Source organism: Thermosynechococcus sp. HN-54 (assembly GCF_023650955.1).
Lineage (GTDB): Bacteria > Cyanobacteriota > Cyanobacteriia > Thermosynechococcales > Thermosynechococcaceae > Thermosynechococcus.
The window spans coordinates 2,432,105-2,447,557 of record NZ_CP098039.1 but is presented as its reverse complement, the minus strand read 5'-3'; the positions used below and the strand labels follow the sequence as shown (position 1 = coordinate 2,447,557).

The window sequence follows — 15,453 nt, the reverse complement described above, 5'->3', positions numbered from 1 at the left end:
CAACCTTAGTTGGCCTCCAGCCAGTTAGCCGCCGCGTAAATGTCCACCGCAAGGGGCACACTCAGGGGAACTGCCGTACTCATGACTTCAGGAATTGTTGTTTGCAGTCGTTCCCAAGCGGCAGGGGGCATCTCGAACACCAATTCATCGTGGACTTGGAGCAGGAGGCGGGCTTCTTCAGGGGAGAGCAAGGGGGCGAGCTTCACCATGGCGCACTTAATAATATCGGCACTGGAACCTTGAATCGGGGCATTGGCTGCCGCCCGCAATAGCCCGCGCTCATGGTTGCTCATCTTTAGTTTACTGGGATCGACATCGGCTAGGGCTTCCAAGGGCTTGCCCCGCAGGGCGTGCAGTTCAGAACTTTCAAATTGAAAATAGCGCCGCCGCCCCAAAAGGGTTTCCACATAGCCTTGGCTGAGGGCAAGCCGTTCCATTTGCCGCAGATAGTCAAAGACCCGTGGGTAGCGATCGTAAAACCGCTGAATAAACACCTTAGCATCGGCCACACTCACTCCGGCCTCGCGGGCAAACCGCTGCGCCCCCATGCCGTAAATGACGCCAAAGTTAATAATTTTGCCCAAGCGGCGTTCACTGGCACTAATGTCCGTTTTTTCTAAGAGAAACTGAGCCGTGAGGCGATGGACATCCTCCCCTTTTTGGTAGGCCTCTAGCAGGGCAGTTTCTTGACTGAGGTGAGCAAGGATGCGCAGCTCAATTTGGGAATAATCGGCTGCCACCAGCAACCAACCCGGCTCTGGCATAAAAGCCCGGCGAATTTGCCGACTAAACTCGGTGCGAATGGGGATATTTTGCAGATTGGGGTTGGAGGAGGAGAGACGACCCGTGGCGGTCACCGCTTGGTTAAATTCCGTATGCACGCGGCCTGTGTCTGGGCGTACAAGGGTTGGCAATACGTCAACATAGGTGGATTTGAGTTTGGCAAGGGTACGATGCTTTTCAATCACCTCAATCACCGGATGATCATCCCGCAACTTTTCGAGGGTTGCCGCATCGGTAGAATAGCCGAGCTTGGTTTTGCGAGTCTTTTTGGCATCTAGTCCCAACGTGCCAAAGAGGAGTTCACTAAGTTGCTTGGGGGAGGCCAAGTTAAAAGGCTGTCCCACCATCTCCCAAGCTTGGTGTTGCAATTCCTCTAGTTCCTGCTCAAGGGCTTGGGAGAGCTGTTGTAAATAGTTGCTGTCAATGCGAATGCCAGTGGCTTCCATTTCCGCCAGAATGGGTTCAAGGGGCAGTTCCACCTCTAGGAGCAGTTGCCGCAGCCGTGGGGTCAAGTCGGCGTCTAATTTTTCCTTGAGAAGATAGGTGGTATAGACATCAAGGCCACAGTACTGCGCCACCATCGCAGGGGGGAGATCTGCCAGGGTTTGGTCTTTGCCGACAAGACTGCGGTAGGTTTGGGCTTGGAGGGGCAGATAGCGCTGGCACAAATCCTTGAGGTTGTGACTGGCTTCGGGATTAATCACATAGCTTGCCAGCATCGTGTCAAACACCACGCCCTGTAATTGAATCCCCTGAAACCGCAGCACCAAGCGGTCAAATTTGGCATTTTGCAAGACTTTGGGGTAGCGATCGCTCTCTAAAATCGGTCGTAAAGCGGTGAGAGTCTCTTGCAAGGGAAGGTTTTCACCCTCTTTGTGTCCCAAGGGTAAATAGGCCACCTGATCCGCAGCCGACCCCCAACAACAACCCAACCCCACTAGAGCCGCATCACGGGGGTTCAAGGCCGTGGTTTCCGTGTCCCAAGCCACGGGATGGCTCACATCTGTACAGGTTTCTAACTGGGCAATCAGCCATTGCAGTTGCTCTGGCGTTTCAATGAGTTGCACATTCAAGGGGGCGGGGGTATCCGTCGGCGCAAAAAACCACGTGTCATCGGGATCGGTCTCTAAATCGGGCAGCGTCCCCCCCAAGCGGAGGTGCCAGTCCTGAAGGTGCATCCGCAGGGCACGAAACTCCAAGTGATCCAAGAGGTGATCCAGCGTTGGCCAATCAAAGGGACTCAGATGCAGTTCCTCGAGGGGGAGTTCCAAGGGGACATCGAGGACAATTTGAGCCAGTGTGCGGGAATGGCGGGCATCGGCCTCCCCATTGATCAGCTTCGTTCTCAGGCTTGGGGGCGTAATCTCGTGGATATGGGCGTATATGTCCTCAAGGGTGGGGTATTGATTGAGTAACTGCACCGCTGTTTTCGGGCCAATACCCTTAATACCGGGAATGCGATCGCTGGCATCACCACAGAGGGCTTTATAGTCCACAATTTGCTCTGGCCAAACCCCCATTTTTTCCTTTACCTTGAGGGCATCAAAGGCCTCTAGACCCTGCTTGCGTTGGCCAAGGGTATGCCCTAGATACAAAACCTGTACCTGACCCTCGCGATCAATCAATTGAAAGAGGTCGCGATCGCCACTGACAATGGACACCTGCCATCCCTGGGGTCGTAAGCGATACACCACCGTGCCAATCACATCATCCGCTTCATAGCCCGGCTGACTCAACAAGGGCAGACGCAAAGCCCGCAACAATGCCTGCAAATTGGCAATATCGGCAATAAAGTCCTCTGGCGTTTCTGCTCGCCCCGCCTTGTAGTTTTCATCGGCTGTGTGGCGAAATGTCGGTTCCCCCAAGTCAAAGGCGATCGCCACATGATCCGCCTGCTGCTGATCCAAAATCTCCAGTAGCGTCTTAAGAAAACCAAAACACACACTGGTGGGAATCCCTGTGGAGGTGCGCAACCCCCCCTCCCGCCCCTTACTAAAGGCGTAGTAGGCACGAAAAGCCAAGGAATGGCCATCAATGAGCAAGAGATTGGGGGCAGACATAGAAGCGTGAAGAGGACAGCTTTTCCATTATTAAAGAATTCGGGCTAATACCTCACCCCTGAAAATGGTAGAGTCTCAACGGCTAAAGTCGCGGCGTTTTTGGCAGAAGGGTAGAGCCACTAACATCGCCAGAATGAGAATTCCTTGATGGCGCCAATGGCGTTGCACATCTACGGTAAACATGTAGCCTTGGTCTCGCTGGAAGCGGCTAATAATCCCTTGGGCTTCATTGATGGCACGACTGCGTTGGCGGTTCCACTCAGAATATTTGAGTTCCCACTCATCCATGGCCGCCTGATAGGCTTGCAGCCGTTGCAGATAGTCTTGGAGCGCTGCTGGATCATTGGGGGGATCGCCGGGAGACGCTGGTCGCGGCAGGGCGGGTTCATCCACTTCGGGGACATACTTGGCGCGGATACCGGGGAAGTTGCAGGTCTTAAATAGACCGGGACCATAGCAAAGACAAAAATCCCGCTGCATCTCCTCGGTCATTTTTTCCCGTTCTTCCTCTGGTTCGCGCCAACAGGGATCATTGGCAATGTCCTCCCCCATGCCTGTGAGCTTGACCATCGCCTCAAAGGGCCACTTAATCACCGTCAGATGATTGATAATCTGCCCCGGCAACCCAAAGGTAGAGACGGGCTGAATACCCCCACTAAAAATGATTTGTGGCACTAAAAACATCAGCACGAGTAGGGGCACAATGTTCTGACTAGGGGCAAAGGCAGACACCAACAGTCCCATCGCCATACCGCCAAAGATGGCTAGGGCAAGGGTGATGTACATGGCAAAAGTGACACCCCAATCCCCCGGTAAATCCACCGCCAGCTTTGTTACCGCAAGGTAGGTGGCCGCTTGGTAAAGGGCAAGACCGAGGGCGATCGCCACCTTCGAGCCAATGTAGGGCAACAGCCGCAGGCCAATCATCCGCTCCCGCCGATAAACTTCCACCTCCTTGACCAACTCGCGCATCGTTGTCATCGCACCAATCATCACAGCAATCAGACTGGTGACAAAGATCATCGTCAGCGCTTGACCGGCACTCCCTGTTTCCGGATTAAAGAGATCCCGCTGCCAAGAGACAAAACTTAGACTACCGAGCAGAGGCGCAATTAAGAGTGTCAGCAGCAGGTGAGTGCGATCTTGGCTGAGAATGGTCAGGTTGCGGCGGGTGAGAATGAGAAATTGTTGCCAAGGGGAGATTTTGGATTTGGGTTCGCTGCTGCGACGGGATTTGCCCTTGGTGCGCCGTTGACTTTCATCGGGCATGTGAGCCAGCACTTGCTGTCGTCCCACGACATATTCCTGATAGAGGCGCGATCGCCGGTAGGCTTGCTCTAGCTCTTCTGAGGTGGGGGCATTGGGATTCTTCTCCTTGTCGAGGGCGCGGTAAATGCCAGAGAAATCCTCTAGCTTGATGCCACTAAAGCGATCGCCAAAGGTAGCACGGAAATAGGGCAACAGTTGATCAGGAGGCCCAAAGTAGGCTAGGCGGCCGCCCTCCGCTAGGTAGATCACCAGATCACACTCACGGATATTTTGGGTAGCGTGGGTAATGATCAGAATCGTTCGCCCCTGATCCGCCAACTGCCGCAGCAAAAACATCAGGTCGGCTTCGGTGCCCGGATCTAGGCCAGAGGTAGCCTCATCAAGGAAGAAAAGACTGGGTTGCGTGAGCAATTCTGCCCCAATACACACCCGCCGCTGCTGGCCGCCACTGAGACGGGCAATGGGCACATCGCGACGATGGTTCAGTCCCAATTCTGTTAACACGTCTGTCACCCGCTGTTGGCGTTCCGCTGGGGTTGTATCGGGGGGCATCCGTAGTTTTGCCGCGTATTCCAAGGCTTGGGCGATCGTCAGCTCCTCGTGGATGATATTTTTCTGAGGCACATAGCCCAATTGCGCCTGAAAAGCTTGATAGTTGCGGTAAAAATTTGTGCCATTCACCAATACGGTGCCCGTTGTTGCCGGCCGCAATCCATTTAGGGCATCGAGGAGGGTTGACTTACCGCTACCACTAGGCCCCAAGATGGCCACAAACTCCTTGGGCATGATCGACAGGGAAATATCGTGGAGAATTTGCGTTCCCTTGCCCACCACCTTACTGAGGTTGATGGCATCAAGGCGCATATGACCCGATTCAGCGTACTGGGTCAGTGTTTCATCTACATTCAGGACAAGGCGATCGCTGCCAATGCGAATGCTGTCCCCCACCCGCAGCAATGTCGGTTCTTCTACCTCCCGACCATTGACAAACGTACCATTGCTCGATCCCAAATCGCTGAGAATCAAATCAGCGTTGCGGCGCTCAATTTTGGCATGGTGGCGCGAGACCGTTGGGTGCTCAATAACCAAATCATTACTTGGATCGCGGCCAATGGTGAATGTGCTGTAACCCACCAGTGAAATGGTTTTCACAGGGACGGTGGAGGTTGGCTCTGATTCAGGAATTGCCAACACGGTTGCTGTGCTGGTCAAACGCAACTCCGTTGCTGGGCTAAAGGCAACGGCATGGCGCTGGGTATCAATGCGATCAGGCAACTCCTGCCCCACATAGGTGAGGGTGACAAATTCCGTCAGCGCATAACTCTCGCCCACTCCCAAATGCACATTCATTGTTGAATGCGGATCACTGAGATCCACCACTTGCAGATGCTGATCCACAAAGCGTAATTTCAAGTGGCAGGGCAGTAGTTCAGGCGTATCCACCACCACATCACAGGCGGGATGGGTTCCCAAAAGCGTCGTTTGCTCCTGTAGCCCCCAACACTGTCGCCATGTTTTTGTGCGCACTTCAATCACGGGGACTTCAGTATCTTTGCTGACCTCGGTGGCACGAGGTTGATAGTCGTGGTACTGCCAGATGAGGCGAAAGCGCACAGCAGAGTTGCCCAGCGTAATCAAGTCGCCATCTTCGAGGGGAATGGGGGTATTGGGCACGATGGGTTGGCCGTTGAGATGGGTGCCGGACTTACTGCCAAGATCAGTCAAATGGACTCGTCCCTCTTGCCAGCCAAAGTAAGCATGGTGGCGGGAAACGGAGACATCGTTGAGAACAATATCGTTATCGGGGGCACGGCCAATTTTCAGTCCGCTGGTGGGTAACTGGACGCCCTGCTCACTCACTGATTTGACCAGTTCTAACCACGCTGCTTGAGTCATGACCTTGGCGCAAAAGGGGCTTGATGCCAGTCAGTGTACTGGATTCTGGCCGATCTGACAAAAGACGCCCGCCAAAGCTCAACACGCGCAGAAACCTGCATGTTTCCCTATTGCGAGGATGGCAAAGAAGGCGTCGGCCAATAACTCGCCACTTGTGACCATAGAAGCTGCGCTTGCTCCCAGAGGCGATGGGGACCAATACCAAAAAAGATTTGCAATAGGAAAACAATCAGCGCAATTTTAATCCCCGTACCGAGAGTGACCTTGAGGACAGTGATCAGCCAGCGGAGCACAAACCAACTGATGGCGATCGCCCCTAGGGTGATCAGAATTTCAGTCCCCGTCATCGCCGCACGAGAATACTTTGGCCATGGGTATCGGTTCCACAGGTCTCCAGAAGTTGATGCTCTGCGGCCAAAGCATGCACCAAAGCCGTAGTTTCTGGCGTGGGTTCCCACGGATCGGGGTTGCCGTAACAGTAGTAGGTTTCTACCCCATCAATGCCCCGTGCCACCGCCGCTGGAATCAGTTGTTCAGCAGGTAGTCGATAGCGTGCTGGATGCGCCAAAATTGCCAAGCCTCCTGCCTCATGGAGCGCCGCAATCACCCGTTCCGCCTGTGCCAATTCGCCTTGGGGGGCAGTGCCCATTGCATAAAGATGCAGGATCGGCGCGTGGGGGTCGAAGCCATAGCCAAGGATGTGGACTTCGGTATCGAGCAGTTGGGCGGTAATTTCAATGCCGGTGTACACTTCAGGGCGATCCGTTCCCGGATAGGCTTCTATGTACGTCCGAGCCTGAAAATAACCCTCTAGCGCATGGTGATCGGTAATGGCAAAGCCCTTGAGGCCATGGATCATTGCCTGTTGTGCCACTTGCTGCGGTGTTAGCTGGCCATCCGAGCAAATCGTATGCAGGTGAAAGTTATAGCGATAGGGACAACTGGTTGCCGTCAACGTCCGAAAGAGACCTCGGAGGATCTCCGCCTGCGTCACCATTAGTGCAGCAAGGGTCATAGGCATTACCAAATCTTACGCTGTTACCTCTTTAATATAAACTTTCTTTAAGAAACTAGGGATAAAGATTCCTAATAGGGCGATTTATGCACCTCGATGGCGTGTGCTAAGATACAATTTGGCTCGGAATCATGCGATCGCAACGCCTAAACCTTGTCAGGTCCGGAAGGAAGCAGCAATACGGGATGCTTGTGATAGGCGTGATCTCCGGGTCACCCTTCTGAGAACTGCGAACGATTCATGCCTGCCACTGCCCTTAGCCTGCCCATCGATGAGATTCGCTACGATGAACGGGGTTTAGTGCCAGCGATTGTCCAAGACTATTTGGACGGCACTGTGTTGATGCTGGCGTGGATGAATCGGGAATCGCTACAAAAAACGCTTGAAACAGGTCGTACGTGGTTTTGGAGTCGTTCGCGCCAAGAACTCTGGCCCAAGGGTGAAACCTCTGGCCATGTGCAGTGGGTAAAAAGTATCCGCTACGACTGCGATAGTGATGCTCTGTTGCTGACGGTCGAACAGGTGGGGCACAGTGCCTGTCACACAGGGGAGCGCAGTTGTTTTCACCGCCACGGTGCCAAGGGGGAATGGATTGAACCGCCGCCCGCCGATACCCTCTCGCAGGTGTATGAAGTGGTTTGCCAGCGTCGCGATGTGCCCCAAGCCCAGTCCTATACCTGTAGTCTCTTTGCTGCGGGCGATAACAAAATTCTCAAGAAGCTGGGGGAAGAAACTGTAGAAGTTGTCATGGCCTGCAAAGACGATGATCCAGAGGCGATCGCCGGTGAGGTGGCGGACTTGTTTTACCATACGCTAGTTGCCCTTGCCTATCATGGGGTGTCTTTGCGGCAGGTCTATGAGCAGCTTCAATTGCGGCGGCGCTAGTTGATTGCCGTTTTCCTTGTCAGCACTGGCTCAACGTGGCTACAGTGCTAGATACAGGTAATTTACATAACTATACAAATGGCAAAGCAGGTTGTCGTCATTGGCGGCGGCATTGGGGGTTTGACAACAGCGGCGTTGTTGGCGCGGCGGGGCTATCGCGTTCAGCTTTTTGAGCAGGCAGCCCAATTGGGAGGCTGTGCCTCCACATTTCAGCGGCGGGGGTTTACCTTTGATGTCGGTGCTACTCAAGTGGCGGGTTTGGAGCCGGGGGGGATTCATGCCCAGATTTTTGCTGAATTGGATATTCCCCTACCCGCAGCTACGCCCTGTGATCCCGCCTGTGCTGTCTATCTGCCCCAGGAAACAACGCCCATTAACGTTTGGCGCGATCGCGATCGCTGGCAACAGGAACGTCAAGACCACTTTCCCGGCAGTGAGCGATTTTGGCAAGGCCTTGAACACCTCTTTGCCATTAGTTGGCGCTTCCAACAGCGGCAGCCAATTTTGCCCCCTCGCAATGGCTTTGATCTGTGGCAACTGGTGCAAGCCCTGCGTCCCGATACCCTTGTCACAGTGCCCTTTAGCCTGATGACGGTGACCGATTGGATGACTCTCTGTGGTGTCGGGGGCGATCGCCGGCTGCGGCAGTTTCTGGATCTGCAACTCAAGCTTTACTCCCAAGTGGATGCCAGTGAAACCGCCCTGCTCTATGCCGCCACTGCTCTGTGTCTTTCCCAAGACCCCCACGGCCTCTACCATCTCCACGGCAGTATGCAGGTTCTCAGTGAGCGGCTAGCCACTGCCTTGCGGCGGGATGGCGGCCAAATCTACACCCGGCATCTGGTGCGTCACATTGAGGTGGAGCAGGGGCGTGCCGTCGCCGTCCAGGTGGAAAACTTAAAAACCAAAACCCGTCAGCGGGTCGAAGCAGATCACATTGTGGCCAATGTCCCTGCCCAAAACCTGCCCCACCTCCTTGGCGATGCCATTCCCGCAGGCTATGCCCGCCGCCTAAAAACGCTGCCCCCCGCCGCCGGTGCCTTTGTCATTTACCTTGGCGTTAAAGAGGCCGCCATTCCCAAAGGTTGTCCGCCCCACTTGCAATTTCTCTACGACCCTGAAGGCCCGATTGGCGAAAATAACTCCCTCTTTGTCTCCGTCAGTCAGCCGCAGGATGGCCGTGCCCCGACCGGTTATCGCACCCTGATTGCTTCGAGCTTTACTGAAGCGAATTTTTGGCATCAGCCCGACTTAGACTATGCGGCCACGAAGGCGCAATACACCCAAACGGCTCTCGAACGCCTTGGTCGCTTCTTTGATCTGCGGCCAGAGCACATTGTCCACTGTGAAGCGGCAACCCCCCGCACCTTCTGGCGCTATACGGCGCGCATGGATGGCATTGTCGGTGGCATTGGTCAACGTCTGAGTACCTTTGGCCCCTTTGGCTTGGCCACTCGCACCCCGATTCCCCACCTGTGGTTAGTGGGAGATTCCGTACATCCCGGTGAAGGCACTGCCGGTGTCAGCTATGGTGCCCGTGCCCTTGTCCAACAAGTCGTTGCCAGTGATACAAATTTTGGTAAAAGTTACTATAATAGAGAGACACCTGAGCCAATTGATTAATAAGGAATAAAGATCCGCTGTGTTTGCCACCCTTGCTCCCCCCCAACCACCCCTCCCCCTTGATCTGGTTGCCGCTATCCAAGACCTGAAGGGGGAACTGAATGCAATCATTTTGGCCCACTACTACCAAGACCCGGCGATTCAAGATGTCGCCGATTACATTGGCGATTCCCTTGGGCTGTCGCGGCAGGCCGCCAGTACCGATGCCGATGTCATTGTCTTTGCCGGGGTGCATTTCATGGCAGAAACGGCCAAGATTCTCAACCCCGATAAGCTGGTACTCCTGCCGGATTTGGCAGCGGGCTGTTCCTTGGCCGACAGTTGCCCCGCCGATGCCTTTGCTGCCTTCAAGGCGCAGTATCCCGATCATCTGGTGATTTCCTACATCAACTGCACTGCCGAAATCAAAGCCCTGAGTGACATTATTTGCACCAGTTCCAATGCGGTGAAAATTGTCCAGCAGCTTCCTACGGATCAACCTTTGATTTTTGCGCCCGATCGCAACCTTGGCCGCTACGTGATGGCACAAACTGGACGGCAAATGGTGCTGTGGCAGGGCAGTTGCATTGTTCATGAAACCTTCTCAGAGCGGCGCATTCTCGAACTCAAAGCCGCCTACCCAACAGCGCAGGTGATTGCCCACCCCGAATGCGAAGAGGCGGTGCTCCGCCATGCCGATTTCATTGGTTCAACGACGGCCTTGCTCAACTACAGCCAAACCCAAGACCACGATACATTTATTGTCGTGACTGAGCCGGGGATTCTCCACCAGATGCAACGGCGCAACCCCCAGAAAACCTTTATCCCGGCGCCCCCTCAGGATCAAACCTGCAATTGCAATGAGTGCCCCTTTATGCGCTTGAACACGCTAGAAAAGCTCTATTTGTGTATGCGCGATCGCCAGCCCCAGATTGAACTACCAGAGGACGTGCGCCTTGCGGCCCTCAAACCGATCCGACGCATGCTGGAGATGTCCTGAAGGTTTCTGACTTCAACGGGAGGTGTGCACCTTTACTGTGACGATTCCCCGCAGTCAGGAGTTGTTTGTGGATTTAGGAACCCTCGTCTGTCGGTTAGGAAACGCAACGAACTAAATCTCAGCCACGGCTCGCTCAATTAGGCGACGGGCAAGGGTCTGGACGCCTGTATGGTAGTAGTAGTTAGTACTCATGTCCAAAAAGGCACCCAAGTAGTCGAGGTTGTCCTTGGAGAGTTCAATAAAGTTTTGCAGGCTATTAATGACTTTTTGGGGGGTTAACTCGTGGCTGCTGACAAATTGATTCATCCACCCCTGCACGGCATTAAAGCTCTGAATAATAAAGCCCAATTGACCGCTGGGATTGCCGCCCGGCACGACACTGCCAATCGCTTTGAAGGTGGGGTTTTCCTGCAAGTCATTGGGTTGCAAGCTTTGCAGTGTTGCCAAGCATTTCAGGAGAAAATCAGGCCCTAGGGGAATCAAGCCATCAAAGCAGATGAGGGCGGCCATCCGCATCAGCGATTCCCCACTGTAGTCGGCAAGGGCACGCAAAAAGTCGCCGAGGCTGTCACCGGGAATGCCATTGATTTGACAAAAGGCGAGAATTTCCACAATCAGCTTAATACTGAGGTCAATCGATTGCGCCCGCTCAGGCTTGGGCGTAATTTTGTCAAGGAAGCCGAGGAAGGAAATCTTCTCGCCCACTTTATTGGCAAGGGCGGCAGCGCCTAGGAGGGCATCAGTGTTATCGACGGTTTGATAGAGCCACAGTGCCCGCTGATAGCCTTGGGATTTGTCGTTAAAGAGCCGCACGGCGCGATCGCCAATTTGGCGAATCAGGTTAGGATCCGTTTCCCCCGTCACATGGCGGATCGTGTTATCAAAACCAACGATATTTTGCCACTGGCCGGGAATGATGAAATCCAAGGACTTGAGGGCCATAACGGTGATGCCCCCAGTGGGGAGTTGGTCAACGATTTTATAGATAGCTTCGCTCACGGTGGTCTCCTTAGGGGGCAAGTTGGGCTAAACCAGCAAGATCAAATTTTTCAATCCATTCGCGGCGATCGCTGGCGGTAAAACTGGGATCACGGGAGAGTACCTTCACCTGATAGCGGTTGGCCACCAGAATGGCCGTTTGTGTGGTTCCCACCTCTACTGCTGGATAGCCGGCAATCTGCATCGGACTGTTTTGAAACTTGGCGGCGGCCTCAGGGGTGCTAATTGTATCGGAAATGGCCAGCATCGCCAGTTCTTTGCCATCTTTTTTCAGCTTGGCCTCAGCAAAGCCCTTTTTCTCTTGGACATAGATACGCTCAAAGCCATTTTCTTCGGGAGGAAAGAAGCGATTAAATTCACTTCCTTGGGTGGCTTCACGACTCACTGCCGCTGGGGCATTGCGCTGGGTGCTTTCCTGTTGCACCTGCTCATAGGGGGAGAGCGGGGTGGGGGCGCAACCGCTAATGAGAAGCGTAAGGGCTAAAACAAGTGCCGTCAGCCAGCGTGCCATGGGAATACTCAAGACCACAAGCCAATCATAGCCTAGACGGGGAAGCCACAGGCTCAGTTTGACACGCTGTGAATTTCTACCTTAATTTCTTGCCACTCGCGATCGCTCAAGGGTTCTGGGGTCAGCCTTACCTGCCACTGCGCCTCAAAGGCGTCCAAGAGAGCCGTTTGCACCACCTCTAAGGGCGGAAGGGACTGCCGATGGGGAACACTGCCAAATACCTGCTGCCATAGATCGGGGTCGGGGTGAAGGACAATCGAACCATGTTGCAGGACGCGATCGCCCCGCCACGCTTGGGCACTGCCAATGACTTTCTCACCGGTCGGTAAAACCAAATCGGCCCCTGTTGCCCGTGCAAAGCAATTGAGGGGAGCGTGGGAAGGATAGGGTTCTTGTCCAAATTGAAGTGGCCACCCCAAGCGCGCAAACCCCACCCTCAGGAATTGACACAAATCGGCATAGACCTGCCGCCGCCGTTGCCCCAACCCCCACACGACCAAGCTGTACGTGAGATCCCCTTGGTGCAAAACAGCTCGTCCCCCTGTGGGTCGCTGCACCAGTTCAACCGCTTCTCCCTGCCAGTGGAGGTGGTGCCAATGCTCAGGAATGTGCCGTTGACTGTAGCCAAGGGAAATCGCCGGCGGTGACCAAGTGTAAAACCGCAGACAGGGGCGATCGCTCCACTGCCACAGCCACCGATCCACCGCCATTTGCACCTTTCCCGGCGCCGCAAAGGGGGGAATATACCGCCACGTCATTCAGAAGTTGCTTCTGCCGGATGGTAGGCTGCCGCATCCCGCCGACAACCCATATAGGCGAGAATATACAACTCCTTGAGGTCTTGGATCAGCGGATAGCGGGGATTTGCACCCGTGCACTGATCGTCAAAGGCCAATTCGGCCATGCTCTCCACCTGTTCATAGAAAGCCTGATCCTCACTGTTGAGGGCTTCCTTGATCGTGGCCGGAATTTCTAACTGCGCCTTCAAGTCCTCAATGGCCGCAATCAGGCGCTCCACTTTTTCCTCTGGGGTGCTACCGCCCAATTCAAGAAAGTCGGCAATTTGAGCATAGCGCTCCTTGGCCCGGGGATACTTGTACTGCGGAAAGATGGCCTGTTTCAGGGGGGCATCGGTGGCATTGTAGCGAATCACATGGGAAATCATCAGCGCATTTGCCAAGCCGTGGGGCAAATGGAAGGTGGAGCCAAGTTTGTGCGCCATTGAGTGGCAGACCCCCAAGAACGCATTGGCAAAGGCCATGCCGGCGATCGTGGCGGCATAGTGAACCTTTTCGCGAGCCTCTGGGTCAGCCGCCCCCAAACGATAGGCGCGGGGTAGGTACGTAAACAGCAGTTTGATGGCCTCTAATGCCAGCCCCTCAGTAAATTCCGTCGAGAGCACCGACACATAGGATTCCAAGGCGTGGGTGAGGGCATCAATGCCGCCATAGGCTGTGAGTTTCTTGGGCATGTGCAGCACCAAGTCGGGATCGACAATTGCCATCGTAGGCGTCAGGGCATAGTCTGCTAAGGGGTATTTAATCCCCACGCGATCGTCGGTAACCACCGCAAAGGGCGTTACTTCTGAACCCGTCCCCGAGGTCGTGGGAATCGCCACCATGATGGCTTTTTGACCCAAGGGGGGCAGTTGGTACACCCGCTTGCGGATATCCATGAAGCGCATGGCGAGGCCGTCAAACTCCACCTCTGGATGCTCGTACAACAGCCACATCACCTTCGCTGCATCCATGGGTGAGCCACCCCCCACGGCAATAATCACATCGGGCTGATATTCCCGCAGCAGTTCTAGGCCGCGATTCACCGTACTCAGGGTCGGATCTGGCTCTACCTCATGGAAAATGTCGTGCTTGATGCCCAGTTCTTCGAGGGTGTGCACAATCGGGTCAGTGATCCCCAAGTCAAAGAGGGGCTTATCAGTAACCAAAAAGGCACGTTTTTTCCCTTCTAGTTCTCGCAACGCAATAGGCAAACAGCCGGGTTTGAAGTAAATTTTCGGCGGCACGCGGAACCAGAGCATATTTTCCCGGCGATCGCTCACCGTTTTAATGTTCAACAAGTGATGGGGACCAACATTTTCCGACGTGACGTTGCCGCCCCACGTACCACAACCCAAGGTCAGCGACGGATCCAACTTGAAGTTGTACAGGTCCCCGATCGCCCCTTGGGAAGAAGGCGTATTAATCAGAACCCGTGCCGTTTGCATGCGGTATTTGAAATAGGCAATGTCATCTTGATTGCGGGGATCAGTGTAGAGCACAGAGGTATGCCCCATGCCGCCAAAATTCACTAACTGTGCCGCAATTTCCACCCCTTTGTGGAACTGGGGTGCCCGATACAAGGCCAAGACGGGACAGAGTTTCTCGTAGGAAAATGGCTCCTGCGGCCCCACTTCACTGACTTCACCAATGAGTACCCGCGTTTCTGGCGGCACTTGGATATTCGCCATCTGGGCAATGGTGGCTGCCGATTGACCGACAATCGCTGGATTCAGGCGACCTTCCTTGAGCAGCAGTTGTGCTACCCGTTGCCGTTCCTCAGGGGAGAGAAGGTAAGCACCCCGCCGTTGGAACTCCGCCTTAACCGCGTCATAGATCTCATCAACGACAATCACCGCCTGCTCCGAGGCACAGATCATGCCATTGTCAAAGGATTTACTGAGGAGAATCGAACTCACCGCTGTGGGAATATCGGCTGTGGCATCAATGAGCACCGGTGTATTGCCCGCCCCGACCCCGATCGCCGGATGGCCAGAGGAATAGGCCGCTTTTACCATCCCCGGCCCCCCCGTAGCCAAAATCAATTTAATTTGGGGGTGCTGCATCAGGGCTTGGGAGAGTTCAATGGTGGGTTCATCAATCCAGCCAATAATATCCGGCGGCGCCCCGGCAGCAACCGCTGCATCCAACACCACCTTGGCTGCCGCAACCGTACACCCCTTCGCACGGGGGTGGGGTGAGAAGATAATGCCATTGCGGGTTTTCAGGGCAATCAGTGCCTTAAAGATCGTGGTTGAGGTGGGGTTAGTAACCGGCACAACACCGGCAATGACCCCCACGGGTTCAGCAATTTTTTGGATACCGAAAATGGGATCATCCTCAATGACCCCGCAGGTTTTTTCATTTTTGTACTTGTTATAGATGTATTCCGAGGCAAAGTGATTTTTAATGACTTTATCTTCCACGACCCCCATTCCTGTTTCTGCCACGGCTTGTTTGGCAAGGGGAATCCGCGCTTGGTTGGCCGCCATGGCTGCTTGGTGGAAAATGTGATCCACCTGCTCTTGGGTAAATTGGGCGTACTGGGTCTGTGCCCGTTGGACGCGCTCAATCAGTGCTTCAAGATCAGCAATGCTTTGAACGGGTGGGTAACTGGTTAAGGTTGAGGCACTCATGGACGACTCCTTCAGAAATAG

Annotated in this window: 11 protein-coding genes and 1 other RNA gene; 4 read left to right on the top strand and 8 right to left on the bottom strand. The window is 54.4% G+C overall.

Features of this window, described 5'->3' with window-relative positions:
* Positions 1-5 precede the first annotated feature (5 nt).
* From polA to NBE99_RS11970, 4 genes are all read right to left on the bottom strand, one after another.
* Positions 6-2,843, bottom strand: coding sequence for a DNA polymerase I (gene polA, locus NBE99_RS11985; protein ID WP_250682282.1), 2,838 nt, complete (start codon positions 2,841-2,843; stop codon positions 6-8).
* Positions 2,844-2,918: 75 nt separating this feature from the next.
* Positions 2,919-6,008, bottom strand: coding sequence for an FHA domain-containing protein (locus NBE99_RS11980; protein ID WP_250682281.1), 3,090 nt, complete (start codon positions 6,006-6,008; stop codon positions 2,919-2,921).
* A 107-nt stretch (positions 6,009-6,115) separates the two neighbouring features.
* A complete protein-coding gene (locus NBE99_RS11975) occupies positions 6,116-6,355 on the bottom strand; it encodes a hypothetical protein (protein WP_250682280.1) in 240 nt (79 codons plus the stop codon).
* A complete protein-coding gene (locus NBE99_RS11970; RefSeq protein ID WP_250682279.1) occupies positions 6,352-7,023 on the bottom strand; it encodes a PHP domain-containing protein in 672 nt (223 codons plus the stop codon). Before NBE99_RS11970 ends, NBE99_RS11975 begins: the two co-directional genes overlap by 4 nt.
* A 120-nt stretch (positions 7,024-7,143) precedes the next feature.
* Here NBE99_RS11970 and ffs point away from each other — a divergent pair.
* From ffs to nadA, 4 genes are all read left to right on the top strand, one after another.
* Positions 7,144-7,240: signal recognition particle sRNA small type (gene ffs / locus NBE99_RS11965), an RNA gene on the top strand.
* A 23-nt stretch (positions 7,241-7,263) separates the two neighbouring features.
* Complete coding sequence (hisIE, locus tag NBE99_RS11960) at positions 7,264-7,908, top strand: bifunctional phosphoribosyl-AMP cyclohydrolase/phosphoribosyl-ATP diphosphatase HisIE (RefSeq protein ID WP_250682278.1); 645 nt, start codon at positions 7,264-7,266, stop codon at positions 7,906-7,908.
* 78 nt (positions 7,909-7,986) lie between these two features.
* Positions 7,987-9,531 (top strand): C-3',4' desaturase CrtD, encoded by a 1,545-nt coding sequence (gene crtD / locus NBE99_RS11955; protein ID WP_250682277.1) that lies wholly within the window; start codon positions 7,987-7,989, stop codon positions 9,529-9,531.
* Positions 9,532-9,550: 19 nt separating this feature from the next.
* On the top strand, positions 9,551-10,510 hold the full coding sequence (nadA, locus tag NBE99_RS11950; RefSeq protein WP_250682276.1) for a quinolinate synthase NadA: 960 nt from the start codon (positions 9,551-9,553) through the stop codon (positions 10,508-10,510).
* 111 nt (positions 10,511-10,621) lie between these two features.
* On the opposite strand, the gene NBE99_RS11945 is transcribed toward nadA, so the two are convergent.
* Genes NBE99_RS11945 through adhE form a run of 4 tightly spaced genes read right to left on the bottom strand, consistent with a single transcriptional unit; the run spans position 10,622 to position 15,432 of the window.
* Entirely contained in the window at positions 10,622-11,509 is an 888-nt protein-coding gene (locus NBE99_RS11945) for a hypothetical protein (RefSeq protein ID WP_250682275.1), read from the bottom strand.
* A 10-nt stretch (positions 11,510-11,519) separates the two neighbouring features.
* Positions 11,520-12,020, bottom strand: coding sequence for a hypothetical protein (locus NBE99_RS11940; protein ID WP_250682274.1), 501 nt, complete (start codon positions 12,018-12,020; stop codon positions 11,520-11,522).
* Positions 12,021-12,073: 53 nt separating this feature from the next.
* Positions 12,074-12,778, bottom strand: coding sequence for a lipoate--protein ligase family protein (locus NBE99_RS11935; protein WP_250682273.1), 705 nt, complete (start codon positions 12,776-12,778; stop codon positions 12,074-12,076).
* Positions 12,775-15,432 (bottom strand): bifunctional acetaldehyde-CoA/alcohol dehydrogenase, encoded by a 2,658-nt coding sequence (adhE, locus tag NBE99_RS11930; protein WP_250682272.1) that lies wholly within the window; start codon positions 15,430-15,432, stop codon positions 12,775-12,777. The genes NBE99_RS11935 and adhE overlap by 4 nt, the downstream gene beginning before the upstream one ends.
* Between the last annotated feature and the right edge of the window lie 21 nt (positions 15,433-15,453).

Coding starts and splice junctions, on each gene's coding strand:
- polA (WP_250682282.1), bottom strand. CDS start 2,843: ATGTCTGCCCCCAATCTCTTGCTCATTGATGGCCATTCCTTGGCTTTT.
- NBE99_RS11980 (WP_250682281.1), bottom strand. CDS start 6,008: ATGACTCAAGCAGCGTGGTTAGAACTGGTCAAATCAGTGAGTGAGCAG.
- NBE99_RS11975 (WP_250682280.1), bottom strand. CDS start 6,355: ATGACGGGGACTGAAATTCTGATCACCCTAGGGGCGATCGCCATCAGT.
- NBE99_RS11970 (WP_250682279.1), bottom strand. CDS start 7,023: ATGACCCTTGCTGCACTAATGGTGACGCAGGCGGAGATCCTCCGAGGT.
- hisIE (WP_250682278.1), top strand. CDS start 7,264: ATGCCTGCCACTGCCCTTAGCCTGCCCATCGATGAGATTCGCTACGAT.
- crtD (WP_250682277.1), top strand. CDS start 7,987: ATGGCAAAGCAGGTTGTCGTCATTGGCGGCGGCATTGGGGGTTTGACA.
- NBE99_RS11940 (WP_250682274.1), bottom strand. CDS start 12,020: ATGGCACGCTGGCTGACGGCACTTGTTTTAGCCCTTACGCTTCTCATT.
- NBE99_RS11935 (WP_250682273.1), bottom strand. CDS start 12,778: ATGACGTGGCGGTATATTCCCCCCTTTGCGGCGCCGGGAAAGGTGCAA.
- adhE (WP_250682272.1), bottom strand. CDS start 15,432: ATGAGTGCCTCAACCTTAACCAGTTACCCACCCGTTCAAAGCATTGCT.